The sequence below is a fragment of the Geomonas subterranea genome, assembly GCF_019063845.1.
Classification (GTDB): domain Bacteria; phylum Desulfobacterota; class Desulfuromonadia; order Geobacterales; family Geobacteraceae; genus Geomonas; species Geomonas subterranea.
In genome coordinates, this window is sequence record NZ_CP077683.1 from 1164035 (window position 1) to 1189939 (window position 25905).

General features: G+C 63.6%; 25 protein-coding genes and 1 riboswitch. Of the genes, 14 read left to right on the plus strand and 11 right to left on the minus strand.

Going from position 1 to position 25905, the window contains the following annotated elements:
• The first annotated feature begins 31 nt into the window (after positions 1–31).
• Together KP001_RS05085 and KP001_RS05090 are read left to right on the plus strand one after the other, a co-directional pair.
• On the plus strand, positions 32–235 hold the full coding sequence (locus tag KP001_RS05085; RefSeq protein WP_217288480.1) for a 2-hydroxymuconate tautomerase family protein: 204 nt from the start codon (positions 32–34) through the stop codon (positions 233–235).
• Positions 236–512: 277 nt separating this feature from the next.
• On the plus strand, positions 513–695 hold the full coding sequence (locus tag KP001_RS05090) for a hypothetical protein (protein ID WP_217288481.1): 183 nt from the start codon (positions 513–515) through the stop codon (positions 693–695).
• Here the strand turns inward: KP001_RS05090 and KP001_RS05095 are convergent.
• The 6 genes from KP001_RS05095 to KP001_RS05120 all read right to left on the minus strand — a co-directional run bounded on the left by KP001_RS05095 (position 633) and on the right by KP001_RS05120 (position 4891).
• Complete coding sequence (locus tag KP001_RS05095; protein ID WP_217288482.1) at positions 633–2231, minus strand: Ppx/GppA phosphatase family protein; 1599 nt, start codon at positions 2229–2231, stop codon at positions 633–635. The genes KP001_RS05090 and KP001_RS05095 overlap by 63 nt on opposite strands.
• 86 nt (positions 2232–2317) lie before the next feature.
• Positions 2318–2842, minus strand: a complete 525-nt coding sequence (locus tag KP001_RS05100) for a helix-hairpin-helix domain-containing protein (protein ID WP_217288483.1) — start codon at positions 2840–2842, stop codon at positions 2318–2320.
• 44 nt (positions 2843–2886) lie between these two features.
• A complete protein-coding gene (locus tag KP001_RS05105) occupies positions 2887–3405 on the minus strand; it encodes a SixA phosphatase family protein (RefSeq protein WP_217288484.1) in 519 nt (172 codons plus the stop codon).
• A gap of 255 nt (positions 3406–3660) precedes the next feature.
• Entirely contained in the window at positions 3661–4260 is a 600-nt protein-coding gene (locus KP001_RS05110) for a hypothetical protein (RefSeq protein ID WP_217288485.1), read from the minus strand.
• Between the two features lie 84 nt (positions 4261–4344).
• A complete protein-coding gene (locus tag KP001_RS05115; protein WP_217288486.1) occupies positions 4345–4641 on the minus strand; it encodes a hypothetical protein in 297 nt (98 codons plus the stop codon).
• A 4-nt stretch (positions 4642–4645) separates the two neighbouring features.
• Entirely contained in the window at positions 4646–4891 is a 246-nt protein-coding gene (locus KP001_RS05120; protein WP_217288487.1) for a hypothetical protein, read from the minus strand.
• Positions 4892–5187: 296 nt separating this feature from the next.
• On the opposite strand from KP001_RS05120, the gene KP001_RS05125 reads away from it, so the two are divergent.
• Positions 5188–6261, plus strand: coding sequence for an amidohydrolase (locus KP001_RS05125; protein ID WP_239027897.1), 1074 nt, complete (start codon positions 5188–5190; stop codon positions 6259–6261).
• Positions 6255–6479 carry a hypothetical protein gene (locus KP001_RS21905; protein ID WP_239027898.1) on the plus strand — a complete coding sequence of 75 codons (225 nt, stop codon included), beginning with the start codon at positions 6255–6257 and terminating at the stop codon, positions 6477–6479. The genes KP001_RS05125 and KP001_RS21905 overlap by 7 nt, the downstream gene beginning before the upstream one ends.
• Positions 6480–6659: 180 nt before the next feature.
• Here the strand turns inward: KP001_RS21905 and KP001_RS05130 are convergent, their stop codons facing one another.
• Both KP001_RS05130 and KP001_RS05135 read right to left on the minus strand, forming a co-directional pair.
• A complete protein-coding gene (locus KP001_RS05130; RefSeq protein ID WP_217288488.1) occupies positions 6660–8339 on the minus strand; it encodes a DUF3300 domain-containing protein in 1680 nt (559 codons plus the stop codon).
• A gap of 102 nt (positions 8340–8441) precedes the next feature.
• A complete protein-coding gene (locus tag KP001_RS05135) occupies positions 8442–10838 on the minus strand; it encodes a PAS domain-containing hybrid sensor histidine kinase/response regulator (protein WP_217288489.1) in 2397 nt (798 codons plus the stop codon).
• A gap of 430 nt (positions 10839–11268) precedes the next feature.
• Here KP001_RS05135 and KP001_RS05140 point away from each other — a divergent pair, with 430 nt between their 5' ends.
• From KP001_RS05140 to KP001_RS05150, 3 genes are read left to right on the plus strand one after another with little or no spacing between them, the layout of a single operon-like run.
• A complete protein-coding gene (locus KP001_RS05140) occupies positions 11269–12318 on the plus strand; it encodes an energy-coupling factor ABC transporter permease (RefSeq protein ID WP_217288490.1) in 1050 nt (349 codons plus the stop codon).
• A gap of 39 nt (positions 12319–12357) precedes the next feature.
• Positions 12358–13170 (plus strand): cobalt ECF transporter T component CbiQ, encoded by an 813-nt coding sequence (gene cbiQ, locus KP001_RS05145; RefSeq protein WP_217288491.1) that lies wholly within the window; start codon positions 12358–12360, stop codon positions 13168–13170.
• The gene (locus KP001_RS05150) at positions 13167–13925 is read left to right on the plus strand and encodes an energy-coupling factor ABC transporter ATP-binding protein (protein ID WP_217288492.1); all 759 of its coding nucleotides are present in this window, start codon (positions 13167–13169) and stop codon (positions 13923–13925) included. Before cbiQ ends, KP001_RS05150 begins: the two co-directional genes overlap by 4 nt.
• 72 nt (positions 13926–13997) lie before the next feature.
• Here the strand turns inward: KP001_RS05150 and KP001_RS05155 are convergent, their stop codons facing one another.
• Positions 13998–14198, minus strand: coding sequence for a cold-shock protein (locus tag KP001_RS05155; protein ID WP_129126184.1), 201 nt, complete (start codon positions 14196–14198; stop codon positions 13998–14000).
• 241 nt (positions 14199–14439) lie between these two features.
• Between KP001_RS05155 and KP001_RS05160 the strand changes: the two genes are divergently transcribed.
• Complete coding sequence (locus KP001_RS05160) at positions 14440–14901, plus strand: YaiI/YqxD family protein (RefSeq protein ID WP_217288493.1); 462 nt, start codon at positions 14440–14442, stop codon at positions 14899–14901.
• 244 nt (positions 14902–15145) lie between these two features.
• Positions 15146–16492 (plus strand): molecular chaperone DnaJ, encoded by a 1347-nt coding sequence (locus tag KP001_RS05165; protein WP_217288494.1) that lies wholly within the window; start codon positions 15146–15148, stop codon positions 16490–16492.
• Between the two features lie 259 nt (positions 16493–16751).
• On the opposite strand, the gene KP001_RS05170 is transcribed toward KP001_RS05165, so the two are convergent.
• Both KP001_RS05170 and KP001_RS05175 read right to left on the minus strand, forming a co-directional pair.
• Positions 16752–17888: a trans-sulfuration enzyme family protein gene (locus KP001_RS05170; RefSeq protein ID WP_217288495.1), complete on the minus strand. Its 1137-nt coding sequence runs from the start codon at positions 17886–17888 to the stop codon at positions 16752–16754.
• Positions 17885–19030 (minus strand): trans-sulfuration enzyme family protein, encoded by a 1146-nt coding sequence (locus KP001_RS05175; protein WP_217288496.1) that lies wholly within the window; start codon positions 19028–19030, stop codon positions 17885–17887. The genes KP001_RS05170 and KP001_RS05175 overlap by 4 nt, the downstream gene beginning before the upstream one ends.
• Before the next feature lie 68 nt (positions 19031–19098).
• Positions 19099–19206, minus strand: a riboswitch (SAM riboswitch).
• A gap of 446 nt (positions 19207–19652) precedes the next feature.
• Here KP001_RS05175 and KP001_RS05180 point away from each other — a divergent pair.
• The 5 genes from KP001_RS05180 (at position 19653) to KP001_RS05200 (ending at position 25806) form a co-directional block, all read left to right on the plus strand.
• The gene (locus tag KP001_RS05180; protein WP_217288497.1) at positions 19653–20207 is read left to right on the plus strand and encodes a Ros/MucR family transcriptional regulator; all 555 of its coding nucleotides are present in this window, start codon (positions 19653–19655) and stop codon (positions 20205–20207) included.
• Positions 20208–20786: 579 nt separating this feature from the next.
• Positions 20787–23267, plus strand: coding sequence for an AMP-binding protein (locus KP001_RS05185; protein ID WP_217288498.1), 2481 nt, complete (start codon positions 20787–20789; stop codon positions 23265–23267).
• 26 nt (positions 23268–23293) lie between these two features.
• On the plus strand, positions 23294–24544 hold the full coding sequence (locus tag KP001_RS05190) for a spinster family MFS transporter (protein WP_217288499.1): 1251 nt from the start codon (positions 23294–23296) through the stop codon (positions 24542–24544).
• 29 nt (positions 24545–24573) lie between these two features.
• A complete protein-coding gene (locus KP001_RS05195) occupies positions 24574–25275 on the plus strand; it encodes a lipoprotein insertase outer membrane protein LolB (protein WP_239027899.1) in 702 nt (233 codons plus the stop codon).
• A gap of 246 nt (positions 25276–25521) precedes the next feature.
• Positions 25522–25806, plus strand: a complete 285-nt coding sequence (locus KP001_RS05200) for a hypothetical protein (protein ID WP_217288500.1) — start codon at positions 25522–25524, stop codon at positions 25804–25806.
• The last annotated feature ends 99 nt before the right edge of the window (positions 25807–25905 follow it).

Below are 25905 nucleotides of genomic sequence, written 5' to 3' on the forward strand. Positions count from 1 at the left end.
CATTTCGTGATTTTCAAGGTGGGAGGACCAGATGCCATTCGTCAACGTCAAGATCACCAGGGACGGAGCGACGGCGGAGCAAAAGGCCGCGCTTATCAAGGGAGTCACCCAACTGCTGGCGGACACGCCCGGGAAGCACCCCGCGACCACCGTGGTAGTGATCGAGGAGGTCGACACCGACAACTGGGGCATTGGCGGTGAGTCTGTCACCGCGCGCAGGAAAGCGGGGAAGTAGGCTCTGACGTGTAAAGCTGTCAAAGGAATCGACACAAGTTTGTGTAAAAAGTGTCGATAAGCTTAACAGCTCGCGGCGCCTGCGCCGTCAGAAACGGGCGCTTCCCTTGATCGGCTGGATCGCCCCTTTGTTTCCGGTCTGTTCCGGTGCCTGCAGGCGCTCTCTGTCAAAGATATTCATGGCACTGTCTATGCTAAAGTCTGTGTAAGTCGGCGGTGGTTCCAATGTTGATGTGCTTGACAGCGCAGGATGTACGCCGATGGAGGAGGTGGCCAGTATGGAATACTTAAGCTACGGCCACGAATGCGTCATCTACATCGTGCTGCTTTTAGTCATCTGCCATCTGATTCTGGATGTGCTGCCGGTCTGGTTCAAGCGTGCGCGCCTCCTCCTGGCTTCAGTGCCGGTCAGGATAACCGGCGGGCTCTTCATAATCATCATCTCCTTTTTCCTCCTGTAGATCGCTATCCACCCGGACTTCCAGTACGAGCTTCAGGCGGCACGCCTCCTGGAGCAGGTCGCTCTTCGCTTTGGCGCCGTAGACTTCGACCGACATGTCCTCGTCTCCGCTCAGGGTGAGCCGCAGGAGGTCCTTGTCGATGGCGCAGTCGAGCTGCCGCACCACGGCGTTGCGGCGCCGGTCCAGGCCGTCACACAGCCTCAGAATCCCTCCCAGTCGGGAAACAAGGAGCTGGTCCGCCGCCGTGAGGCGGGTGAACTCGTCGTGCTTTTTCTTGGGCAGGGACTTCCGGTGGTAGCGGGCGATGTTGGCCATCAGCTCGCGCTCCCGGGGGGTGAACCCGAACAGGTCGGCGTGGCGGATCAGGTGGTAGGAATGCTTGTGGTGACTGGAATAACTGATGAAGTAGCCGACGTCGTGCATGACGGCGGCGGCGTCCAGAAGTCTCAGCTCCTTGTCCCCCCAGCCGTAACGCTTTGCCAGCGCATGGAAAATCTGCCGGGAGAGCTTGGCGACCTGCCGGGCGTGCCCCTCGTCGCAATGACAGGAACGGGCGAACTCGAGTGCGCTTTCGCGCCAGGAGCGCCTCTTTTTCTCCGGCAGCAGGTTGCGGCGGCGCAGGGCGCGCAGTATGAGCCCCTCGCGGATCCCGCGCTCGTTCACCTTCAGATGGTTCACCTGGAAGAAATCCATCAGCTCGTCGACCGCAGTGACCCCGGCCACGATGATGTCTGAGCGGTCCGGGTTGAGCCCCGGCAGGGCGCGACGCTCCTTGTCCCCCTTTCTCGCCAGCATGGCCAGAAGGTGCACCAGCTCGGAGCGGAGCAGTTCGTATCCGTGCAGGGAGTCGAACTTCTCCCCCCGGGACGCCGCCACCATCGCGGCGATGGAGGTGACGGTGCCTCCCGAGCCGACCAGGCACTGCATCCCGGTACGCTCCCCGGTGTAGGCGGTCTTCAGCGTCTTGCGGATGTACTTGCGCAGTTTCTGGTGTTCGCTTGGCGAGACCGGGTCGCTCTTTATGAAGCTCTCCGTCAGGAATACGGCGCCCAGTTCCAGCGACAGCATCTCCTCGGTGTGCCCACCAAGCGCCGAGATCAGTTCGAGGCTGCCGCCGCCGATGTCGAAGATGAGGTGCCGCACCCCTTCGAGTTCGAAGTTGTGCTGGGCGGAGAGGGCGGCCAGTTCGGCCTCCTCCTCGCCGCTGATCACCTCTATCTCCAGGCCGGTATGTTCCCTGATGGCCGCCACGAGTTCGCGCCCGTTGACCGCCTTGCGCATCGCGCTGGTCGCCACGGCCTCGATGGAGGCGACCCGGTAGCCGTCGATGATCTTTTTCTGGCGGGACAGCGCCTCGATGGCCCGCTCCCACGCGGCGGGGGAGATGGCGCCGGTCTGGTGCAGTCCCTCGCCCAGGCGCACCAGAACCTTTTCGTCGTCAAGGATCCTGTACTTGCCGTTCCCCGCGGTTTCCACGATGATGCTGCGGATCGAGTTGGTGCCGATGTCGATGGCCGCCAGCCGGTTCTGTCTCAACGGCTTCTCCTTGAGTGTGATGGAATGGCAAGATTGTATCAGGACGGGGCGGGTAGTGACAACCCGGGAAGTCGGAAGTGGCGACGCTACATCAGAGCCTTCAACACTGCCTTTCTCGCTTTCTTGAACCCCTTGCGAACCTTCTTGAGGCTTGCCTCTTCCAGTCCGGTTACCTTCTTTTCCGCCTTGGTGAGTATCTTGGCGATGCGCCGGGACCGCTTGTTGCCGAAATCATGCATCTGTGACAGGGCGTTTTCGATTCGCTCCAGGTCGGCGCCAAGCTTCCTGCCGCACTTTTCCGAGATCTCACCCTCGAACCTGTCGCGGGTCGCCTGCGCGAGGTTCTCCACCATTTCCCTCATTTCAAGCACACGCTCCTGCATCCGTTGCGCCGGTTCCTGCCGCTCGTCCTGTTCCAGCCCGGCAAGCTCCCTGGCCTGCTGCAGTATCGACCCCACGTGGCGCCGGCTCACACCGCGCACCTTGCTCAAACCTTCCTCGCCCGCCTGGGCGATCTTGGCGAAGCTGTCGAACCCGGCATCATACAGGCGCTTGCCTAGGATCGCGCCGACGCCTTTGAGACGCCTGAAATCCGCTGCCGATTGGACCATCTTTGACACTCCTTGTGCGTTGTTTGTTGAGACCTGGTTCCGGGTCAGCTCCCCTGCCGCAGGCGGTCGATCGCCTTGCCGCGGGCGGTTACGATCCTGCCCGTTCCGGTTACCAGTTGCTGGAACTGCGGTTCTCCTCCGCCTGCGCTTCTCTTGAAGGAAACGGTCCCCCCTTTGGGAAGGGTGAGGGATAGTTCCTCCCCGAGCAGCGCCTGCGTCACCAGACCCAAGTCCGGCTCGTGTCCGACCAGCGCGACCTCGCTCACCTGCGGGTATAGCTTGAGCAGCTCGTCGTGCTTCTCCGGGCGGAAACCGGGAGAAAGCTGCGTTGTCACGATCAACTCCCGTTTGTAACGCAACCTCTCAGCGAGGATATCGGCGGTCTGCACGGCGCGCACCAGCGGGCTGGTCAGGATCAGGTCCGGCTCGATGCCGAGGGTGGCAAGGCTCTTGGCGGCTTTGCGGAAGCGTCTTCTGCCGCGGCGCGTGAGGTACCGATGCTCTTCGGGCACCTCGGGTGTTCTCTCTATGGCTTCCGCGTGACGGACTATGTGAATGATCATGGGTGACTCCATGGATTAGGCGACGTTAAAGACTTTAGCGGATCTATTTCGATTTGCAACCGGCTGTCTCTAACCGCCGCCGACAGGGTCAGGTGAACGGTACACATCGTGCCGATTGTGCAATGGTGAACCGTGTGAGTGAGAGGGGCTGCACGGAAGAGAACTGCTGACGAGGTCGAGGGGAAGGAGCCCTCCCTGTGAGGGGAGGGCGTATCTGTGTGGCCGGTGATCAACGCAGGCGTTGACACTGCGGAGTCAGCGCGCCAGGAGCTGCTCCAGGTTTTTTTTCATGGCGTCGGAGATCGCCACCGAAGGTACCGAGCCCCCAAGGCCCCTGAGCCAGAAGCGGTCGACAGCTGTGGCACCCTGGGTGTCGATGGTCATCTTCACGGGAAACAGGCAGCGCATGCTGAAGTAGTCCAGCAGGTCTCCGAGAAAGCCCAGCCGGTCCATCCCCTTGATCTCGACGAAGAGGCTCCCGTTGTGGTACGCCGTCGGCTCCATGGTGAAGGAGAGGAGTTCGATCCGGGCCGCCTTGTGGTTGGATTCGGCAGTGGCGAGCCGCAGGAAGTCGATCCCCTCGGGGTTCCCGGCGAAAGGGGCGCTTTTCAGTTCGAAACCGGAGCGCCAGCTGCTGGCGTTGATCTTCTCCGCGCTCCCCCGCACGATGCCGACGCGGTGGTCGGAGAGGCCGGCGGCAAGCCTGCCGCTCCACCCAGGCGCAAGAAAACCGGACATTTCCAGGCGGTATGCGCCGGGATGCCCGGGGATGGGCTCTATGGCGAAGCCGGGTTCCTGGAAGCCGGCGTGGAGCGTGTCTGTCGTTGACCTTCTCATGGTGGCTAAGCTGTTCATTGCCGCTCTCCTTTATGTGGCTGACGCTGCAGCGCGTCAGGGAATTCAGGCTGCTGTGCCCGGGGTGGTGCCGGCGTGATGCCGCTATCGATAGGAGAGCATCTCCCTGCCGCAGCCGGTGAGAAAGTCGAAAACCTCGCCGCGGCTGACCAGGAAGCGGGGCATGTCCTGGTTCATCAGGTCCTCGAGGAAATGCAGGGTGATGGCGTCCTCCCGCTTAAGTTCGTTCATGACCGCCGCGAGCAGCGGCAGGATGTCATAGAGGTCGTCCCGGTTGAAGGGGGCGGTGTCGCCCGGGCCCGAAAACTTGGCATCGAACCTGGTCCCGGTAACCTTCGGGTACTTGTATTTCAGATCGGAGGCGAGGATGGTAAGTTCCATGGTGTCACTCCTGGTGGCAACCGCACCTGGAAGCGGTGCAGGCGCTGAGGCAGGCTGGCGGTCGGGCCGTCTCGCTGTGGCGGTCGAACCGGTCCAGGGAGGCCCTGGTGATGAACCATCCCTGGTCGGAGAGGGTTCCCTGCAGCACATTCTGCTTGAGCAGCATGAGGACCCGCGTTTCCGTGGTGGATAGTTCCGCTGCGGCCTCGGCCGCAGTGAGGTGCGCGATACCGTCGATGATCTCTGTCATGGCAGATCCTCCTTGAGACCCGAACTTTACACGGAGCGTGCCATCGGGGGGGGCGGGGTGGGTTTGCCTAATTTTCGGATAGTTACCGCGCCGGCGCTCCCTGGGCGGTCCCCGCATGTTGCTCATTAAATAGCCAGTGTGCCTGTCCGGGTGCACGCTGACAGCCTCATGGTCCGGCACCCGCACGACGAGAGTGTGATCCGCGGGCTCCGATGACAGGTCATATCGGGAGTTGATAACAAAGGCGAGACATAGTACCCTGCAGCGGTAATTCATCTTCGTCCGTGAGAGATTTTATGCCGACACAATTGCAACTCGAATCACTGAGCGGGCTCCTCGAAGCTGAACTTCCGTCTTTGGTTGAGATCTATGAGCATCTGCACGCGCATCCCGAACTGTCCGGGCAGGAGCGGGAGACTGCCTCGTTGCTGGCGGGCGAGCTGAAAGCGCTGGGGTTCACGGTCACCGAGGAGCTCGGCAGGTACAGCAGGTTCGACTGGCCCGGTTTCGGCGTGCTGGCGGTACTGGAGAATGGGCCGGGACCGGCGCTGCTGGTGCGGGCGGACATGGACGCGCTGCCGGTGGAGGAGAAGACGGGGCTGCCGTACGCCAGCGCGGCGAGGGCGGTCTACCGCGACGGCGCCGAGGTGCCGGTGATGCACGCCTGCGGGCACGACGTTCACGTCGCCTGCCTGCTCGGGGCGGCGCGGGTGCTGGCCCGGGCGAGGGATTGCTGGTCCGGGACGCTGGTGCTGGTGGGGCAGCCCGGGGAAGAGGGGGCGGACGGCGCCCAGGCGATGATCGACGACGGCGCTTACACGCTCTGCCCCAGGCCGGATTACGCCCTCGCGCTGCACAGCACCCTTTTCCTGAAGGCCGGGACTGCCGGGTACGCTCCCGGCAACTTCCTCGCCAGCTTTACCGAGGTGGAGATCGTGTTGCGCGGGGTGGGGGCGCACGGTTCGGCGCCCGAGTGCGGCAAGGACCCCGTGGTGATGGCGGCGCAACTCGTGCTCGCCCTGCAGACCATCGTGAGCCGCGAGATCCCCCCCCACGAGCCCGCCGTGGTCACCGTCGGTTCGATCCACGGCGGCGCCGCTTGCAACGTCATTCCCGAAGAAGTGGTGCTGCAACTGAGCATAAGGAGCTTCAGCGACCGGGTGCGTGACCGGATCCTCGACTCGGTGCGGCGCATCTGCGCCGGCGTGGCGCTCGCCGCAGGGGTGCCCGAGGAGCGCTCTCCCGTTGTTTCGGTCCTCGCCTGCCACCCCGCGACCTACAACGATCCCGGCCTGGCCGAACGCGTGGGGGAGGCGCTGCGGGGGCACTCGGGGCGGACAACGTGGTCCGCTCGGAGGCGAAGATGGTGAGTGAGGATTTCGGCTCCTGGGGACTTTCCGGGGAGATCCCGGTCTGCATGTTCTGGCTGGGAGCGGCCGATCCGGAGCGCTTCGAGGAGGCGCACCGCCAGGGGAAGACGCTCCCCTCGCAGCATTCGCCATTGTACGCGCCACTGCCTGAGCCGACGTTGCGGGCGGGGGTGAAGGCCTTTGTCGCAGCCGCGTGTGATCTGCTTCCGGCGGGATGAAAAGCGGCAACAGGTCCGTGCCCGGGACGGGTCCGGGGCGGCGGCATCAACGTGAAAAAGGGAAGGGGCGCATCGTGAGATGCGCCCTTTCTGTTTTACCCCCTCTCTGTGGCCAGAGGCTGCCGACGCCCTCACCCCGGCCTCTCCCACGGGAGAGGGGGGGCAGAAGGGGAGGCTGGATCAGCGATCCTGGCCCCTCTGGATGGCGCGACCTCCGGTGGATTCGCCGCGTCCGCGTCCCTGCCCTGGCTCGAAGTCACGCACCGGTCGTGCCGGTTCTGCGGGGTCCGCGTTGGGCGCCGGGGGGGTGGCCGGAGCCGGTGCCGGCGCAACCCTCGGATGCTCCACCCGGGGAGTGACCGGCCTCGCCGGTGCCGCGGGTGCGGCAGGAGTTGCGCGGACTGCCGGAGCTGCAGCTGGCGCCTTCACCGCCGGTTCCGCTGCCGGAGCGTGAGGCACGGCACCGCGCGCAGCAGGGGCGCTTGGCGCCGGCGCCGGCGCTTTTGCGCCTTCGGGAGGCTGCACGCCGGGGCGATTCACCGGGCGCGGCTCCCTGCGCCGCCCCTCTCCCTTGCCCGGACGTCCGGCAGGGGGCTCGCCGGTGACGGCAGGAGTCTGCTCCGTACCGGTCTGCACCTGCGGCTGCTGCTTGGGCGGCGCCGGTGTACGCTGCCTCCCCGGCTGGGGTTGCGGCTTCACCGGCGCGCCCGGAGGCTGCACGGTTTCGCCCCTGGGGGGCGCGGGCGCCGGCTGCTGCCGGGTTGCCGGCGGGGGAGTGCCCGGTTTGGCCGGTGCGGCCGCTGGTGCCGGCACACCAGGCGCGGGTGCGGTCTCACGTCTGTTCCACGGTTCCCTGCGCCGCTCGTTCGCGGGGCGCTGTTGTTCCACCTTGCCGGGGCGCGGCTGCTCAACCCTGCCGCGCTGCTGCTGTGGGATCCCCGGGCGCACAGGTTCTACCTTGCCGGGGCGGCGCGGTTCCAGACGGACCGGCGGCATCTTCCCTTCCTCCCGGTGCCTCCTGGTCTCGACGCGCAACTGCGCGCGGTAGTTGCGCGTGTCGCGCTGCACCACCCGCTCGTTTATGGTGATGGTGGAAGCGCGCCTGTTGATGTAGATGCCGCGACGGTCACGCGCGTAGGGGCGCGAGCGGGTGATCCACCCGTCTCCCCGCCAGCCGTGGTAGTAGACCCTGTGCTCGCGCCAGTTGAAGTCGCGGTTCAGCCACGGACCGATGGCGAAGCCGACGCTGAAGGTGATGAAGGGTGAACTGGGGTAGTAACGCTCCACGTACACCACGGTCGGGTCGTACACCGGCACGTAGACGAACTCCGGGCGCCCCGGGACGATGCGGATGACGTCCCCTTCGAAGTAGACCTGCTGCTCCCGCGTGGTGAAGAGATTTCCCTGTTCGTAGGCGAAGCGGCGCAGCCTCTGGATCGCATCCATCACGTCCTGGGGTTGTTCGATGTAGGCCTGCCCCAAAGACGCCGTCCACTGGTATTCGCGGTCCATCATGTAGAGCACCTGCGGGTAGTGGGCGACCGCGCGGACGCTGATGTCCCAGGGTTGATAATCGATGCGCGGCGTGTTGCCGTAGAGCCTGACGAAATTGGCCGCGTCGTGAATCTGGTCCACGTAGGTGGCCGCAGGCAGAATCTGGGCTATCAGCGGGTCGGGGTAGAGTGCGATCCTGCCAAGCAGGTCGTCCAGTTCCTCCGGGTACAGAAGGTCGTCGTCCGCGTAGCCGTCCTGATCCGATATCTGGTAGTAACCGGGCTCCGACTGTGCAAGAACCGGTATGGCAGTGACCGTGAGCGGAACCAGTACTGCCAGTATCAGGATGATCAATACTCTTTTCATAACTGTCTCCTAAAAGCTGCCTTGCCTTCGGCGCTACCGGTTCAGTCTAGCAGAAGCGAGCAGGCAAGGCAAAAATGGCCGTAGGGTACGGCCCGGTAAGTTTCAACAGGCGGAACGCATCTCGATGATCTTCGCGTGCAGCCCTTCCATGTCGAAAGGTTTCTGAATGTAGTGCATCGCCAGGTCCGCGCTCATGCCGCACTTGGCGATGATGTCGGAGGAATAGCCGGTCATGAACAGCACCTTGGTCTCCGGGCGCAGCCCCGCTATGCCGCGGGCCATCTCCAGTCCGTTCATCTCGGGCATGATCACGTCCGAGAGCACGAGGTCGATGTCGTGGGCCGGTTCCCCGCAGATGGAGAGGGCCGCGTGCGGGGTCGCCGCCTCGATCACCCGGTACCCAATCTTCTCGAGCATCTGGGTCGCCATGGCGCGCAGCATGTCGTCGTCCTCGACCACGAGGACGGTACCCGAACCGCGCAGGGGGGCGATCGCGCTGTGCGCCGACGGCACCGCCTCTCCGGTGAGTTTGGGGAGATAGATCCGGAAGGTCGTGCCGTGGCCGGGCTCGCTTTCCACGTCGACGAATCCGCCGTTTTGGGTCACGATGCCGTAGACGGTGGCGAGACCCAGGCCGGTCCCCCTCCCCACCTCCTTGGTGGTGAAAAACGGCTCGAAGATCCGCTTCACCAGCTCACGGTCCATGCCGGTCCCGGTGTCGACGACGCTCAGGCAGGCGTACGAGCCGGGCTTCGCGTCGAGGCGGTAGTCGCAGAAGGCTTCGTCCGCGACGACGTTGCCGGTCTTTATGGTGAGCAGTCCCCCCTCGGGCATGGCGTCCCTCGCGTTCACCGCCAGGTTCATCAGGATCTGGTCCACCTGCGAAGGGTCGATCTTTACGGCCCAGAGATCCGGGTCGGGGATGAAACTGAAGCGTATCTCCTCGCCGATCAGCCTGCTTAGCGTCTTCTCGGTTTCCAGGCAGTGGTCGTTCAGGTTCACCGCCCTCGGGGAGATGATCTCCTTGCGCGAGAAGGCGAGCAGTTTGCGCACCATGTCCCGGGAGCGTTCGCCCGCCTTGATGATCTCCTGCAGGTAGGTCCACATCGGAGAGTCCTGCACGGCTTCGAGCTGACCCAGTTGGGCATAGCCGAGCATCACGCTCAGCATGTTGTTGAAATCGTGGGCCACGCCCCCCGCCAGCTGCCCGACCGACTCCATCTTCTGCGAATGCCTGAGCTGCGCCTCGATCTTTCTGTGCTCGGTTATGTCGATGCCGAAACAGAGGGTGCCGATCCTGACTCCCTTCTCGACGATGGCGCTGTTGCGCCAGGAGATGGTGCGCATGGCTCCGGCCTTGGTCACGATCTGCCCTTCGAAGGCGCCCAGCCCCTGGCCGTCGGTCCCGGGATGCGGCGCCCCGCACATCTTGAAGAAGGCTTCCGCGCCCATCACCGTCTCGAACCAGTTCTTGCCGGTGAGTTCCTCCTGGCTGTACCCGGTTATCTCCTCGCCGGTCCGGTTGAACAGGGTGACCTTCCCCTTGAGGTCGAGTCCGAGGATCATGACGCAGGCGGCACGGATCAGGTTCTCCGTGTATTCCTTGGCGGATTTGAGCGCCTCCACCGCCAGCCTGCGCTCGGTGATGTTTTCCACGGAAAGGACCGTGCCGGCGATGCGCCCTTCCTGGTAGACCGGGGTGGCACCGCAGGCGATGGTCACCCTGCTGCCGTCCTTGCGCAGCATGTCCGCCTCGAACTTCACGATATCGGCGGCTCCGGTGGCGACCAGGTGCAGTTGCCCGATCACCATGTCGCTCGACTCCGGGCAGACCATCTCGGGAATCCCCCTTCCGATAAGCTCCTCCGGCGTGTAGCCGCTGGTTTCGGTGCAGCGCCCGTTGACCATGCCGATGGTGCCGTCGAGGTTGAGGACGATGAGGGCGTTGGCGCTGCTCTCCATGACCTTCCTCAGGAAATTGTAGGAATCCTGTAGCTGGCGGTTGGCGCGGTTTATGGCCCGGAAGGGGAGCAGGATGAAGACGATGAGGGCGACGCCGAGCCCAAGGACCGTGACCAGGAGGGACCTCTTGAGGATGGGGCGCAGGGAGCGGCTGATCTCGACGCTGCCGATCACCTTGTCGCCGTAGCGGACGGGGTGCGTGCGCCGGATCACCGGTACGTCGGGATCGTTACCGCTGGCGGCCAATTCGTTGCCGACCGAGTCGAGGATCCGATGCTTCTCCTTGTGCGCGGGGGCGCTGTGGTGGGAGAGCAGGGCGTCCAGGCGGTGCGCCTCGCTGTGCCAGGCACCGGGGGCCAAATCTCCCAGGCCGGAGATGATCCTCGCGTTAATTTCCGCCTCGGTTTCGAGGCTGCCGACGGCGTATTGGTAGCTGATGGCGAAGTAGCCGATGGGGAAGAAGAGGGCGACGAAGAAGGCGAGCAGTACTGTGCAGTTGGCGGTGAAATGGACGGTTTGCTTTTCAGAACCAGTCATGGCAAGCGCTCCTTGCGCAGCAACCAAATCAGTACCTCGTGCCCCGGCGATTAGACCTGGTCCCATGGCACAACCACCAGGAGCGGAGATTAGCATCATTTTAGGTAAAAGAGAAGTTATATTGTACGTTTTCACCTGTAAACATTAATCCTGTGGCTGATGCTGCCATGCATGTGATTGGTTCATTGCATGACGTGCAGGATCAGTCGGGACGCGGTATGGAAATAGAAGAGCGGAGGAGCGCCAAAGTCCCTATATTCCAGTCAGGGATGATGAAGTGGAGGGGGGAGATTGTGTATACGTGTGGGCCGTGGTGACACGTGCCATATGCGTTGACAGCGTCCGGGCCATCTTGTATAAGTTGCCGTGTTACTGAATTGAAAATCGTGCTACGGCTGCCGGGTTTTTTCCGGCACGGGGAGGAAGAATCATGCACATGGCGGACGCTCTGCTCTCGCCCGCCGTCGGTACGGCCATGTGGGCCGTGTCCGCCGGGAGCGTCGCCCTGGCCTCGCGGCGTTTGTGCCGGAAGCGGGACGACCGGCTGGCGCCGCTCATGGGCGTGCTGGGGGGCTTTCTCTTCGCCGCCCAGATGATCAACTTCTCCATTCCGGGCACCGGGTCGAGCGGCCATCTGACCGGAGGCCTGCTCCTTGCCATTCTGCTAGGGCCGAGCGCCGCCTTTCTCACGGTGGCCTCCGTCCTGGTCATCCAGGCGTTTCTCTTCGCCGATGGCGGCCTGCTCGCACTGGGGTGCAACATCTTCAACCTCGGCATCATCCCCGCGCTGTTGGTCTATCCCCTTTGCTACCAGAGGCTGATCGGGCAGTCGCCGGGGCGCCGGCGCGAGTCCGTCGTGACCATGGTGTCTGCCGTCATCGCCATGCAGCTGGGTGCGCTGTGCGTGGTCCTTGAGACTGCGGCCTCCGGGATCTCCGTGCTCCCCCTGGATAAATTCCTGTTCCTGATGCAACCCATTCACTTCGCCATCGGTCTGGTCGAGGGGGCGGTGACGCTGGCCGTGGTCTCGTTCCTGCGCAAGGCCCGCCCCGAGCTGCTGGCGAGGAGCACCCCCGGCGTCGCTTCCGGCCGCATCGCGTTCGCCGCCCTTCTGGTCGTTTCCCTCCTTGTCGCCGGCGCCCTGTCCCGCTTCGCCTCGGAAAAGCCGGACGGGCTCGAGTGGTCGGTGGAGCAGGTTACCGGCGACGGCTCCCTTCCCGGGCACCGCTCCGGGCTTTCTGCGCTGCTGGGAGCACTGCAGAAGAGGACGGCGTGGCTTGCGGAGTACCGGATCGCTCCCGCCGCCATCCACGCAGAGGCTCCCGCTCCGGCACCGGCCGCCTCGCAGAGCGCCGCCGCTACCGGCAAGGGAAGCGGCCTCCCCGGTGTCATCGGCACCCTGCTCACCGTCCTCCTGGTCGCGGGCGCCACGCTCCTGCTGCGCAGGGGCAACCGGGGAAGCGATACCCCCGGGGCGTAGCGGGGTGCGGCCGCGGCCGCCTGCGAGGATGGGATTACGATGGCATCGGTACAAGGGGCATTGCTGGATTTGAAGCGGCTTGACCAGCTCGCGGCGGGGGAGACCCCTCTGCACCGGCTGGATCCCCGTGCCAAGGTGCTCGCCACCCTCGTTTTCATCGTCTGCGTGATCTCCTTCGGCCGTTACGAACTTTCCGCGCTGATCCCCTTCTTCATTTTCCCCGCCACCCTGATCGCGTCGGGGCGTCTTCCCGCCGGTTACCTGGCGGCAAAGGTGGCGCTGGTCGCGCCGTTCGCCATCGCCGTCGGCATCTGCAACCCCTTTTTCGACCGCGCCGTGCTCTTGCACCTGGGGCCGGTGGACATCACCGGCGGCTGGCTTTCCTTCGCCTCCATCGTGCTGCGCAGCGCGCTCACCGTCGCGGCCGCGCTCACCTTGACCGCGCTCACCGGATTCGCCTCCATCTGCCGCGCCCTGGTGCGGCTTGGCATGCCCAGGCCCTTCGCCATGCAGCTCCTTTTCCTCTATCGCTACCTGTTCGTGCTGGCCGAGGAGGGGGGGCGGGCCGCGCGGGCGCGTGAACTGCGCACCTTCGGCCGCAAGGGAAGCGGTCTCGCCAGCTACGCCTCGCTTCTGGGGCACCTGCTGCTGCGAACCTGGCAGCGGGCCGAGCGGATGCACATGGCGATGCTGGCGCGCGGCTACACCGGGTCCTTTCCCGCCGCCCGGGAAGGGCGGTTCGGCGCGCGCGAGTTCTGCTTCGTGCTCTTCTGGAGCGCGCTCTTCATCGTCCTGAGGCTTTACAACGGCGCGGGGTTGCTCGGCGCGCTGGTTACGGGGAATCTGCCATGAGCCACCACATATTGGAAATCGAACACCTGCGCCACGTCTATCCCGACGGCACCGAGGCGCTGCGCGATGTAAGTTTCAGCGTGCGCCACGGCGAGTCCGTTGCCGTCATCGGCGCCAACGGTGCTGGAAAGTCGACGCTGCTCGCGCACCTGAACGGCCACCTGCTCCCCCATTCGGGCGAGGTGCGCATCGGGCATGTCCCCGTGGACCGCTCGACCCTTCAGGAGGCGCGGCGCACGGTCGGGATGGTCTTTCACGACCCGGACGACCAGCTCTTCATGCCGACCGTCTACGAGGATGTCGCCTTCGGCCCGATGAACCTGGGCTTGACCGGCGACGAATTGAAGCGCTGTGTGGCTCAGGCGCTGCGCCGGGTCGACGCGGAGCACCTGGCGGGAAAGGCACCCTATCATCTTTCCGCCGGGGAGAAGAGGAGGGTGGCCATCGCCACCGTCCTTTCCATGTCGCCGGACATCCTGGTCATGGACGAGCCGACCAACGGCCTGGACCCCTACGCACGCCGGCAACTGATCGGGCTTCTGAAGGATTTCCGCCACAGCAAGATCGTCACCAGCCATGACCTGGACATGGTGCTGGAGGTGTGCGAGCGGACCGTGGTGCTTTCGCAAGGGGTGGTGCGGGCCGACGGGCCGACGCTGGAGATCTTCCGGGACGAGGCGCTGCTCAGGGAATGCCGGCTGGAAATGCCGCTTTCGATGCAGGGATGCCCGGTGTGCGGTACAGGGGGGCGCTGAGAGGGAAGACAAAAAAAGAAAGCCCCGGATTCCTCCGGGGCTTTCGTAAAGTTCTACGCTATGTGATTGGGATTAAACCCTGCTGACGTTCGCTGCCTGGAGACCTTTCGGGCCCTTGACGATTTCGAAGGTCACGCTGTCACCCTCGGTGAGGGATTTGAAGCCGTCGCTGTTGATGGCGGAGAAGTGAACGAAGACATCCTCGCCGTTCTCCTGCTCAAGAAAGCCAAACCCCTTGCTGTCGTTAAACCACTTTACAGTACCGTTTACCATTTACTTACTTCTCCCATATTACTTCTTTTTGGTTTTAATCCACGGGTATTCGCGGACGAGAGACAATACCACCTCGTCCATACCGTGTCAACCTATTTTAAATTAGATTTAAAGTTTTTTGCTTTGTATACAAATAGACCTGGTTGACAACGCGAAAGCCCTGTGACACTGTGCCTACCGTTTGGACCGCACCATGACTGTGCAGCAGGCCGCTATGCCAGCAGCCGCTTCGGAGTAACCCATGAAGATCTGGATAGATGCTGACGCCTGCCCGAGGGTGATCAAGGAGATAGTGTTCCGCGCTTCCCAGCGCCTGAAGGTCCCGGTCTGCCTGGTCGCCAACACCGACCTTTCCCGGGCCCATACCCCCCTGATCACCTCGGTGCGCGTGGCCGCCGGCTTCGACGTCGCCGACGACTACATCGCTGAGCACGCCGGGGATGCCGACCTTGTGATCACCGCCGACATCCCGTTGGCCGCCCGCGTTGTCGAAAAGGGAGGGGTGGCTCTCGACCCGCGCGGCGAACTCTACACCGAGGAGAACGTGGGGGAGCGGCTCACCATGCGCAACCTGATGCAGGACCTGCGCAACGACGGACTGCTGCTGGGCGGCCCCGCGCAGTTCGGACCGTCAGACCGGCAGCGTTTCGCCTCGGCGCTGGACCGGCTGCTGACCCGCATGGTGCGCGGTGATCGTCCCTGAAAAAAGCTTCGTACGCTCTCATAGCCGGGTCGCTGCCGAGCTTTCGCCCTTTGCACGATCCCTTCCCGCTTTCTCAGATCCCGCCTGACTCCCGTTTCTGCCGGTGCCTCATGTCACTGTCTTCTTACCGCCTGAACCAGAATTCCTTTCAGTGTGATAAAATCTTTTGTATCTATGTCTCAGGTCGTGTTAATGTCCGCCAAAATGACAGTTCGTCGATAATTATTGAGACAGTGCGACGCCTATGACTGCCCACTATCAACACAGCTCCACCGAGGAACTAGAGCTCGAGCAAAGACGTGCCGAGCTGGCGTCGCTGCGCGCCCGTCACGCCGAGGCTGCCGCCGTTTTGCACCAGTTGCGCGAGGAGATCGCCGGCTTCGAGAGGAGCTACCAGCAGACGCTGGGGCGGCGCATGGCCGAACTCGAGAGGCTGGAGAACGAGATCGCCCGCTTTGCCGGGGGGGGTGTCCAGCAGGACGAAGGTTTCGGCGATGAGGAGTCGCGGCATCGCGATGAGGATGAGTACAGCGACGGCCAGACCTACAATAGCGGCGCCTCCTTCCGTGGGGAGGGACAGGCGCGTGGGCGGGTCTGGACATCTGATCCACGGGACATAAAGGCGCTCTACCGGGAGGTGGCCAAGGCCATCCACCCCGACCTGGCCGGGGAGGGGGCGGGCTCCTTGCGGCACGAGCTGATGCTGAAGGCGAACAAGGCCTACGCCGAGGAGGACCACCGCACCCTGCGTGAGATCCTGAGGAGCTGGCGCAGGCATTTCCCGGAGCAGGCCGAGCAGAGCGATCTGAGGGCCGAACTGGCGCGGCTGAAAAGGCAGGTGGCGGTCGAGGTCGAGGCCATACGGGAGATCAACGAGCAGATAGAGCAGTTGCGCGGGAGCTACGTGCACCGCTTCAAGCTGCGCGTCGATGAAAGCACCGCCGCCGGCAGCGATCTCTTTGCGGATCTCGTGGCCGCGGCCGATATAAACATCGCGCGCGCCCAGCGGCGCCTGGCCGCCCTGCAGGGGGAAAAGGCCCGGGAACGCACGCAGGGCACGGGGAGGCGCAATCGCGTGGTCTCCTTCCCCGACGACGCTCCCTGCGGCGACCTCTACCTGCGCGAGCTCTCCTCGGTCAGTTTCAACGCCTGGAAGAAGGCGGGGCCCGCTATCGGTCCGGTTAAGGTCTACCTGGACCAGGCCCTGCGGCTGGACGTGAAAGAGGGGGCGGGCCGGAAGCTCAAGCTGTTGCAGGGGCTCGGGGGGGAGGACCTGCAGGCGCTTTACCTGTACGACGTCTGCGACGCCGACCTCGACAGCATCGTCCATCTCTCCGGGCTGGAGGAACTCTACCTCTGCGGGGCGGAGTTGACCGACGCGGCGCTGCTCTGCATCTCGACCCTGGCCAACCTGAAGCGGATCTACCTGTACCAGACCCGCATCTCCGACCGCGGGCTGGTTTACCTGCAGGGGATGCAGGGGTTGCAGGGGCTGACCAGCAGCGGCAACAGCATCACCGACGAGGGGCTCGCGGTGTTCCAAAAGGCGATTCCGGGGGTGAAAACGGTGAGCTTCACGTGGAGGCGGTAAGGCAGGGCGGGCGCTGAGCCTGATATTGAAAATGAGCAAAGCCCGGGAAAGAGCTTCCCGGGCTTTTTACGTTTGGTGCCGGAACACCGGCAACATGTCATCAGGTTCCTGTAGGGGCAAATAATTATTTGCCCAGCCGCCCCTGCCTGAGCGCTGCCGATGGCATGTGCGGCGGAGGTGCGATTGAGGGGGGGGCGAATGATTATTCGCCCCTACAGTGTCAACAGCAGGTGCCGGGGCGCGGGACTTTTGCCTGGCCCTAGGCGTTGAGAAACCTCGCCATGTCCGCGATCAGGTCGTCCGGGTCCTCGAGACCGACCGAGAGGCGGACCAGGGTGTCCTTGATGCCGCGCGCCTCCCGCTCCGACGGGGGCATCGCCGCGTGCGACATCTTCGCGGGATAGGAGAGGATGCTCTCGACCCCCCCGAGGCTTACGGCGAAGGCGGCCAGCTTCACCCCTTCCAGCAGACGCTTGGTGACGTCGTAGCTTGCGAGCTCGAACGAGAGCACGCCCCCGGGGCCGCTCGCCTGCCGGTTGTGGATCTCGTAGCCGGGATGGTCGGGAAGGCCGGGGTAGTAGACCCGTTGCACCTCTTTTTGCTCGCAGAGCCAGGCGACTATTTTCCGGGCACTTGCCTGGTGTTCCTCCATGCGGACCTTGAGGGTTTTCAGCCCGCGCAGCACCAGCCAGCAGTCCTGCGGGCCGAGCACGGCGCCGAAGGCGTTCTGGATGAAACGGAGCCTCTGCCCCAGTTCCGCATCCCTGGCGACGGCGAAGCCGCAGATGACGTCGGAGTGGCCGTTCAGGAACTTGGTGCCGCTGTGGACCACGATGTCGCAGCCAAGCTCCAGCGGCCGCTGCAGGTACGGGGTCATGAAGGTGTTGTCCACGATGGTGAGTATCCCGTGCTCCCTGGCCAGGGTGACGGCGGCGGGGAGATCGGTGATCTTTATCAGCGGGTTGGAGGGTGTTTCCAGGTAGAGCGCCCTGGTTTCGGGGCGGATTGCGGCGGCGATTGCCGCGTTGTCGGTGGCGTCGACGAAGGTCGCCTCCAGTCCCCACCCCTTGAACAGGGTGGTGAGGAGCCGGAAGGTGCCGCCGTAGACGTCCTCGCACACCACCAGGTGATCGCCCGGCCTGAACAGGAGCAGGGTCGAAGCGGTAGCGGCGATGCCCGAGGCGAAGGCGAGCCCGACGGCACCCTTTTCCAGACCGGCCACCGCCTCCTCCAGCGCCTCCCGCGTGGGGTTGCCGGATCGGGCGTAGTCGTAGCGCCCGAAGCTGTCGACGGAGCGCTGCGCGAAGGTCGAGGAGAGGTAGATGGGGTGGCTGACGGAGCCGTGCTCGGCATCGATCGGGTCGACGCCGTGGATCAGTTCGGTGGCGAATTTCATGCGTGTTCTCCTTCAAATGCCTGCGCCAGGTCGGCGATCAGGTCGTCCTTGTCTTCGATCCCCACAGAGAGCCGCAGCAGCAGGTTGTTGATCCCGAGCCGCTGCAGCGTCTCCGGCTCGATGTCGGCGTGGGTCTGCACCTGGGGGAAGGTGATCAGGCTCTCCACCCCGCCGAGGCTCTCGGCGAAGGATATGAGCCGGGTCTTCATCAGGAGCTGGTTCACGAGCGCCGGATCGGTCACCTCGAAGGCGATCATGGCCCCGAAGCCGCGGCACTGCCGCTTCATGAGTTCGTGCCCGGGGTGGCCGGGAAGTCCGGGGTAGTAGACCCGTCCCACCTGGGGGTGCTGCTGAAGCCACTGGGCCAGCGCCAGCGCATTCTCCTGCTGGCGGTCCATGCGGACGCCCAGCGTCTTGATGCCGCGGATGGTGAGCCAGGAATCCTGTGGCCCCAGCACCGCGCCGGCCCCGTTTTGGTGGAAGTAGACCTTTTCCGCGAGCGCCTCGTCCTTGACCGCCACCACGCCGCAGACGACGTCGTTGTGCCCGGCCAGGTACTTGCTCCCCGAGTAGACTGTGATGTCGGCGCCAAGGTCCAGGCAGCGCAGCAGGTAAGGGGTGAGGAAGGTGTTGTCGACGATGCAGAGCATGTCGTGGGCCTTGCAAAGGGCGGCCAACGCCCCGACGTCGGCGACCTTCAGGAGCGGGTTGGTGAGCGACTCCACGAACAGGGCGCGGGTGTTGGGGCGGATCGCCTGGCGGACCAGTTCCACGTCGCTTGTGTCGACATAGCTGAAGCTCAGGCCGAACTGCTGGAACAGCTTCTCGAACAGGCGGTAGCTCCCGCCGTAGAGGTCCTCGGTCACGACCAGGTGGTCCCCCTGCCGAAACAGGAACATGAGGCTCGTTATGGCGGCCATTCCGGACGCATAGGCGAAGCCGCGGCTGGCGCCTTCGAGCTTGGCGATCCCTTCCTCCAGTGCCTGCCGGGTCGGGTTGCCGGAGCGGCTGTAATCGTATCCGGTGCTCTGCCCGAGGCCGGGATGACGGAAGGTGGCGGTCTGGTAGATGGGGACGGTGACCGCGCCGGTCCGGCTCTCGCGCTCCAGGCCTATCTGTGCTGCGGTTGTTGCGATGTTCATCGTAGCCTCCAAATGAAAAAGTCCCCTTCCGGGGTCGGAAGGGGACTTATCTATGGCTCGTCCGCACTTCCTTATCTTTCGGAACGGTTTCCGTTCCGCAGGATTTGGCACCTTCCCCCCGTGGGGAGGTTGCCGCGACGTCATCGGGCCAGTCCCTCGATCGCTCTAGATAAGTAATGCTATTCGGTTGTAAGAGGTGCTGCTTTAACCAGCGTCTTAACTAATACTGAGATGGTGCGGTTTTGTCAACCGTAAAACTCTACTTCTTGACTAATATAAAAGTTATTTTCGATAAATCTTTTCCCTACCGTTCCGGTCGTGTTGTTCGGCGCGCCGCGGTCGTCCGCTTCGCCATCGAAGGGGATTCACCGTTTCTCCGCGGCGCCTTCTGTATCTGGTACAGCACCGGAACGTACTTTTTCTTTCATAGGCCACGTGGATGGTACCTTCTTTCCGTTACAGGGGGGGGCGCACTGAAAACCGCTCCTTGCATTGCCTGTCATTGATCCGCCTCGTCTGCTATACCGGCTGACATAGACAAACTTTATTTTGTGGATTTGACAATACTTGGAAACCTGCCACTATATTGCAAAGCAGACAATGATCAATGGAGGGATAATCAATGGCAACTTTGGTAGAGATCGCGGCTCAGATCGTAGCGTCACATGCGTCCAGCACTCCGATGACTTCAGATCAGCTTATATTCGAAATCAGCAAAGTGCACAGCGCCCTCAAAAACCTTGAAGCCGGCGAGCCGATCGAGGGGGTTGAGGAGACGAAGCCTTCTATGTCAGTAAAAGAAGCCTTCAAAAAAGGTGAGGTCGTGTGCATGCTGTGCGGTAAAGGGGGGTTCAAGACGCTGGCCCGCCACCTGAACACCGCTCACGGCATGAAGCCGGGCGAGTACAAGAAGCAGTTCGGCATCCCGGGCAAGCAACCGCTGGCGGCCAAGAACTACTCCGAGGCCCGCAGGAAAATGGCGCTTGACCGTGGGCTGGCCGACAACCTCGCCAAGGCGCGCGGGGTACGCATGGCCAACATCGAAGCCAAGAAGGCCGTCCCCGCCAAGGCCGCCAAAGCGGCAAAACCCGCCGCACCTGCCAAGCCGGCCAAGGCTCCCAAGGCTCCTAAGGTTGCCAAGGCGCCCAAGGAACCCGCGAAGGCCAAGGTCGCCTAGAAAAGCCCCACGCGCATCGAAAAAGCCGCTCCCTCCCGGGGCGGCTTTTTTTATGGCCTTTTCTTGGAGATTCGCAGGCGTCACAATGCGTGGCGGTCGTCAGGTGCAGAAGCTGACTGCAATCCATCGTATTGTTTCAATGACAGCTGTTCATGGTTCCGCAAAGGCACATCCCCCTTGCCCCCTTCTCAAAGGGGGGACGTAAGGTCTCGGGCAGCGCTTCGTGGATACATAGCCGGACCCTGTATTGCCGCTGAAAAAGTGAAATCACGAAAGGCGGCCTGGCCAACTGCGCAGTAGGCACGGCCACGGATTGGTTAGCTTTTGTGATTGGTTTTACTACCGGCTTCGGTTAAACTCGCCTGCCTCGTCGCGGTTGCTTACTGCGTGGCCATTGTTTGCTCTCTGCCATTGCATGGTTGCCAAAGCGATGCGTGCATGTGACAATGCTTCCTTGGGAAAGATGACGCGGACGAAGTAGTGTCAGTAGGTGGTGCCGCCCGAGCTTTTCTTTTCATTCAAGTTGTGACGTTACCGTCATTACCTGCAACTGACATGCGCCGCCTACGGGAGTCAGATATGCGGACACTGGTTGATCTGTTCCACACCTTCGCGCCACGCGGCGATAAAACCGCGCTGGTGAACCGGACCGGGGTGCGTCGTTTCGCGGTGTCGTACCGGGAGCTGTCGGAGCTTTCCCTGAAGATGGCGAATTTCCTGGCTCGAAACGGAGTCGGGGCCGGGGATCGCGTCCTCTTGTGGGGCCCCAACTCCTCCTGGTGGGGTGTCGCCTACTGGGGCATCATCATGCGCGGCGCCATCGCCGTTCCTGTCGATTTCATGTCCGACCGCGGCCGCGCCGAATCGATCCTGAAGCTGACCCAGGCCAAAGTGGTGCTGCAAAGCCGCTTCAAGCCGGAACGGCTCGATGTCCCGGGTTCCCTGCTGCTCGAGGATCTCAAGCACCTGCTGGATGACATCACCCCTTATCCCGACGTGGCGCATCCCGCCCCCGGCGACATCGCCCAGCTCATCTACACCTCCGGGACCACCGGCAACCCCAAGGGGGTGATACTGACCCACAAGAACCTGGTGGCCAACATGGTCCAGATCAACCAGCAGGTGCCCATCATCACCCCGGAGTTTTCCTTCCTCTCGCTGTTGCCGTTGTCCCACATGTTCGAGCAGATGGGAGGCTTCTTCACACCTCTTTACCGCGGCGCAGCCGTCATCTATCCGCGCACGCTGAAGCCCTCCGCGATCATGGAGGCGCTGGGCGAGGAAGATGTCTACGTGATCATGTCGGTGCCGCGCCTGATGCAGCTTTTGAAGACCACCATCGAGCGCGAACTGGCCGAGAAGCATCTCCTGGGCGTGTTCGCGTCCTTGGCGAAGCTTGGGGCGGGGATGGACAAGTCCGGGAGGAAGAAGCTCTTCTTCCCGGTGCAGAAGAAGTTCGGCTCCCACTTCACGGTGTTCGTCTCTGGCGGCGCCCCGCTCGACCCTGAGGTGTTCCGCTTCTGGGACAGCATGGGCTTTACCGTGCTCGAGGGGTACGGGCTTTCCGAGTGCTCCCCGGTTCTCTGCGTCAACACCATCGACAAGCAGGTGGCGGGGGCGGTCGGGCCGCCTCTTCCCGGGGTGGAACTCAGGCTGGACGGCAAGGAGGTGGTGGTCAAAGGGGACAACGTCTTCCCGGGCTACTACCAGAACGAGGAAGCGACCCGGGGCGCCTTCACGCCGGACGGCTGGTTCAAAACCGGCGACCTGGGCGAGATCGCGCCTGACGGCTGGCTCACCATCAAGGGGCGCGAGAAGGAACTGATCGTCACCGGCGGCGGGGTCAACGTCTATCCCGACGAGCTCGAGGCGGTGCTGAACAAGGTTCCCGGCGTCAAGGAGTCCTGCGTCATCGGCCTGGACCGCGGCGCCGGTGAGGAGGTGCACGCGGTCCTTTTGCTGGACGACAGCGGCGCCAAGCCGGACGAGATCCTGGCACGGGCCAACGCCCGGTTGGACACCATGCACCAGATCACCGGCTACACGATATGGCGCGAGCCTGAGTTCCCCAAAACCACCACCCTCAAGATCAGGAAGTTCCAGGTCAAGGAGCAGGTGAAACAGGGGGCCGCCGCCGGGGGCGCCGGGGCGACCGGGGACCACCTGGTGAACCTGCTTGCCAAGGTGACCGGCACCGATCCGGGCGAGATCCGGGAGGATTCCCTTCTGGTCGCCGATCTGGGGCTCACCTCCATCGGGCGGCTCGAACTGGTCAACTACCTGGAGCAGGAATTCCGGCTCGACATCGAGGACTCGCAGATCGGGCCGCAGACGAGGGTTTCCGAGGTGCGAGGCATCATCGCCCGGCGCGAGAAGGGGCGCCGGCGCGGCCACTACCGCTTCTGGACCAACTCCCCGCCGGTGCGCGCCCTGCGCATGATGGGCGACGCGCTCCTGAACTATCCTCTGTACCGTTTGTTCGTGAAGCTCGAGGTGCGCGGGCGCGAAAACGTCGAGCGGCTGCAGGGGCCGGTGATCTTCGTCGCCAACCACCTGGGATATTTCGACCAGCCCTCGCTGATGTTCGCGCTCCCCAGGGAGGTGCGTTACCGCACGGCGACGGCCGCGTGGGAGGAGTTCTTCTTCGGCGATTACCACGGTCTCGAGCGCCTTTGGCGGCTCGCCTGCTACCAGTACGGGACCCTGTTCCTGAACCTGTTCCCGCTGCCGCAGACCAGCGGCTTCTCCGGCGCCGTGAAGTTCATGGGCAAACTCACCGACCGGGGGCTGAACACCCTGATCTTCCCCGAGGGGGGGCACTCGCACGACGGCACCATGCAGGACTTCCAGCTCGGCCTGGGCATCATCGCCAAGGAACTGGAGATCCCCATCGTGCCGGTGAAGATCGTCGGGACCGACAAGATCCTTCCCCCGAAAAAGAGCGGCCTTCCCAACCGTGGTACGGTGACGGTCAGCTTCGGGAAGCCGCTGAGCTTCCGCTTCGAGGAGCCCGCCGAGATCGTGGCCCGTGCGCAGGCCGCTGTTAATGAAATTACATGACCGTTTGTGATGAAGGAGTGTGCCGGATGAAGGAACCCGTCTCCCTGGCTTACCGCCGCTACGCCCTGGGACTGCTTTTAGCGGTGAACCTGCTCAACTACATCGACCGCCAGGTGCTGTTCGCCGTCTTCCCGCTGATCAAGGCGGACCTTTCCATAACCGACACGGAGCTCGGCCTCCTCGGTAGCGCCTTCATGGTGAGCTACATGGTGATCGCCCCCGTGTTCGGCTGGCTCGGCGACCACTGGGACCGGGTCAAGCTCGCCTCCACCGGCGTCGTCATCTGGAGTTTCGCCACCATCCTCGCCGGGTTTGCGCCCGGCTACCGTTCGCTCCTCGCCGCCCGCGCCACCGTCGGGGTGGGGGAGGCGAGCTTCGGGACGGTCTCGCCGGGGCTCATCGCCGACTTCTTCGAGAAGGAGAAGCGCGGCAGCGTCCTCTCCTGGTTCTACGTCGCCATTCCCGTCGGGAGCGCCCTGGGCTACCTCTTGGGGGGCGTGCTCGGTCAGCGTTTCGGCTGGCACTCGGCCTTCCTGATGGTCGGCCTGCCGGGGCTTTTGATCGCCGTGCCGCTCTGGTTTTTGCGCGCGCCCGAGCGTCCCGCCTCCGGCCCCTCCGGGCAGACGACGGGGGAGGGGGGTGAGGGACTCTCCGGCTACCTGCAGCTCTTCCACAACCGCTCCTTCGTCACCAACACCCTCGCCATGGCCGCCATGACCTTCGCCATAGGCGGGCTGGCGCAATGGATACCCACCTTCCTGTTCCGCACCCATGCCCTCAACGTGGAGAAGGCGAACCTCATGTTCGGCGCCGTGACCGTGGTGGCCGGCATCCTGGGCACGCTGGTGGGGGGTGTCCTCGGTGACCGCTGGCAGCAGAAAAGCAGCAAGGGGTACCTGCTCGTGTCCGGGTGGGGCTTTTTCATCGGTGCACCCTTCGCCGCCTGGGCGATCCTGGCACGGGACGTTCCCTCCTGCATGGCCGCGATCTTCATGGCCGAGTTCTTCCTCTTTCTCAACACCGGACCGCTCAACACCGTCATCATAAACGTCACCAACCCCGGGATGCGGGCCATGGCCTTCGCGGTCAACATCTTCTTCATACATGCCCTGGGGGACGCCATCTCGCCGTCCATCCTGGGGTGGTTCTCCGACCAGTGGGGGCTAAGGAGCGCGCTCCTGTCCACCCCGCTCGTGATGGCGCTCGCCGGCGTCTTCTGCTTCGTCTGCGGACGCTTCGTGGCCCGCGACATGGCGCAGGCCGAACCGTCCGCCTGACAGGCCACCCATCCCCAATCGAGGTCACCGTGATCGCAAGCAACGTCCTTCCTTTTCGCAGGCTGGTCCTGCTCGTACTCTGCGCCGCCACCCTTTTCGGCTGCGCCACCGTAAAGAAGCCTCTCACCGGCCTCGTGCCGGGACGCGGCATCAGCACCGTGCAGTCATCGGTGAGCCTGTCGGCCTCGTCGGGTGAGCGCACGAGCGCCGGGCGCGGCTACCTGGTCTACCAGGCGCCCGACCTGTACCACCTGCTCATCCTCTCCCCGTTCGGACAGACCATCCTGGAAGCGTTCGGCGAGAGCGACCGCTTCACCTGCGTCGTCCCGTCACGGCAGATCGCCTTCACGGGATACCTCTCGGAACTCCCGGAGCAGAGCGCCCTCAAGAGCCTGCAGCTCTTCCGGTGGGTCATGGCGCCGTCGCCCCTGCCGCTTCCCGGGCCGCCGCGCCAGAAGGTGGATATCACAGGGACCGCCTATTATTACGACGAGATCGGGATGCTGGAGCGCAAGGTGGCCCCTTCGGGTGACCAGGTGCGCTACGAGGGGTATCAAAGCATCGAGGGCATCCCGTTCCCGGAAACCGTCGAGATACGCAACGCCGCCGGGGGCGAGGTACGCATCGTCTTCGACGAACCCCAGCTGAACGCACCGGTCGACGCCTCGACGCTGAGACCCGAGCTGTCCGGGATGACGCTTTATCCACTTTCGGAATTCAAGGTGATGTGACCCCGCAGGTTGACCACAGGCAGTTCTTTGCCATAATGTGCCACTGGTTGTGTTTTTGGCGGCAGTTCGATCCTGAATGATTTGCGTTGATGCTGCTGGAGTTGCCGGGCCGTTCAAAACAAAACTTTTAATTATATCTGCATCTTGCTATCCTTACTCTCAGCTCCGGCAAGGAGTGCGGAAAGAACGCTCAGCAGCAGAAGTTGATTCAGCTCACCGGCAACTAAGCCTTCAGGAGTCGACGCCATGAGACACGTACATTCAACGCTACTAGTAATCGCTCTGCTGTCACTCAGCGCCTGCACGATCTTCGAGGCCAACCAGCAGCCCCAGACGCAGCCGGCACAGGTAAAAGAGCTCTCCGTCCCGGTCGGTAAGAACTGGAAGGTCGTTGAGGAGCCGCCCGCCCTGGGGAACGAGAGGCGGGAACGGCTGCCGTTCCAGACCGAGCAGTCGGTCCAGCCCGAAGGCGTCCAGCGCCCCGGCGCCGCACCCGAGGAGAAGGAACGCAAGATCGAGACCACCCGTTAGCTACATAACCCTTACCCGTCAGGCGGGCGCCCCGGTGCCCGCCTACATCAGGGACCGGTCCGGTCCAGCCATGGCACTTCCCGAAGCACCCCGGTAATC

Bases quoted from the DNA above. Each gene is read 5' to 3' on its own strand.
- KP001_RS05140 (WP_217288490.1), top strand. From the start codon at position 11,269: ATGCACATGGCGGACGCTCTGCTCTCGCCCGCCGTCGGTACGGCCATG.
- cbiQ (WP_217288491.1), top strand. From the start codon at position 12,358: ATGGCATCGGTACAAGGGGCATTGCTGGATTTGAAGCGGCTTGACCAG.
- KP001_RS05160 (WP_217288493.1), top strand. From the start codon at position 14,440: ATGAAGATCTGGATAGATGCTGACGCCTGCCCGAGGGTGATCAAGGAG.
- KP001_RS05180 (WP_217288497.1), top strand. From the start codon at position 19,653: ATGGCAACTTTGGTAGAGATCGCGGCTCAGATCGTAGCGTCACATGCG.
- KP001_RS05165 (WP_217288494.1), top strand. From the start codon at position 15,146: ATGACTGCCCACTATCAACACAGCTCCACCGAGGAACTAGAGCTCGAG.
- KP001_RS05085 (WP_217288480.1), top strand. From the start codon at position 32: ATGCCATTCGTCAACGTCAAGATCACCAGGGACGGAGCGACGGCGGAG.
- KP001_RS05190 (WP_217288499.1), top strand. From the start codon at position 23,294: ATGAAGGAACCCGTCTCCCTGGCTTACCGCCGCTACGCCCTGGGACTG.
- KP001_RS05135 (WP_217288489.1), bottom strand. From the start codon at position 10,838: ATGACTGGTTCTGAAAAGCAAACCGTCCATTTCACCGCCAACTGCACA.
- KP001_RS05115 (WP_217288486.1), bottom strand. From the start codon at position 4,641: ATGGAACTTACCATCCTCGCCTCCGATCTGAAATACAAGTACCCGAAG.
- KP001_RS05150 (WP_217288492.1), top strand. From the start codon at position 13,167: ATGAGCCACCACATATTGGAAATCGAACACCTGCGCCACGTCTATCCC.
- KP001_RS05175 (WP_217288496.1), bottom strand. From the start codon at position 19,030: ATGAACATCGCAACAACCGCAGCACAGATAGGCCTGGAGCGCGAGAGC.
- KP001_RS05125 (WP_239027897.1), top strand. From the start codon at position 5,188: ATGCCGACACAATTGCAACTCGAATCACTGAGCGGGCTCCTCGAAGCT.
- KP001_RS05185 (WP_217288498.1), top strand. From the start codon at position 20,787: ATGCGGACACTGGTTGATCTGTTCCACACCTTCGCGCCACGCGGCGAT.
- KP001_RS21905 (WP_239027898.1), top strand. From the start codon at position 6,255: ATGGTGAGTGAGGATTTCGGCTCCTGGGGACTTTCCGGGGAGATCCCG.
- KP001_RS05105 (WP_217288484.1), bottom strand. From the start codon at position 3,405: ATGATCATTCACATAGTCCGTCACGCGGAAGCCATAGAGAGAACACCC.
- KP001_RS05130 (WP_217288488.1), bottom strand. From the start codon at position 8,339: ATGAAAAGAGTATTGATCATCCTGATACTGGCAGTACTGGTTCCGCTC.
- KP001_RS05090 (WP_217288481.1), top strand. From the start codon at position 513: ATGGAATACTTAAGCTACGGCCACGAATGCGTCATCTACATCGTGCTG.
- KP001_RS05155 (WP_129126184.1), bottom strand. From the start codon at position 14,198: ATGGTAAACGGTACTGTAAAGTGGTTTAACGACAGCAAGGGGTTTGGC.
- KP001_RS05120 (WP_217288487.1), bottom strand. From the start codon at position 4,891: ATGACAGAGATCATCGACGGTATCGCGCACCTCACTGCGGCCGAGGCC.
- KP001_RS05110 (WP_217288485.1), bottom strand. From the start codon at position 4,260: ATGAACAGCTTAGCCACCATGAGAAGGTCAACGACAGACACGCTCCAC.
- KP001_RS05100 (WP_217288483.1), bottom strand. From the start codon at position 2,842: ATGGTCCAATCGGCAGCGGATTTCAGGCGTCTCAAAGGCGTCGGCGCG.
- KP001_RS05170 (WP_217288495.1), bottom strand. From the start codon at position 17,888: ATGAAATTCGCCACCGAACTGATCCACGGCGTCGACCCGATCGATGCC.
- KP001_RS05200 (WP_217288500.1), top strand. From the start codon at position 25,522: ATGAGACACGTACATTCAACGCTACTAGTAATCGCTCTGCTGTCACTC.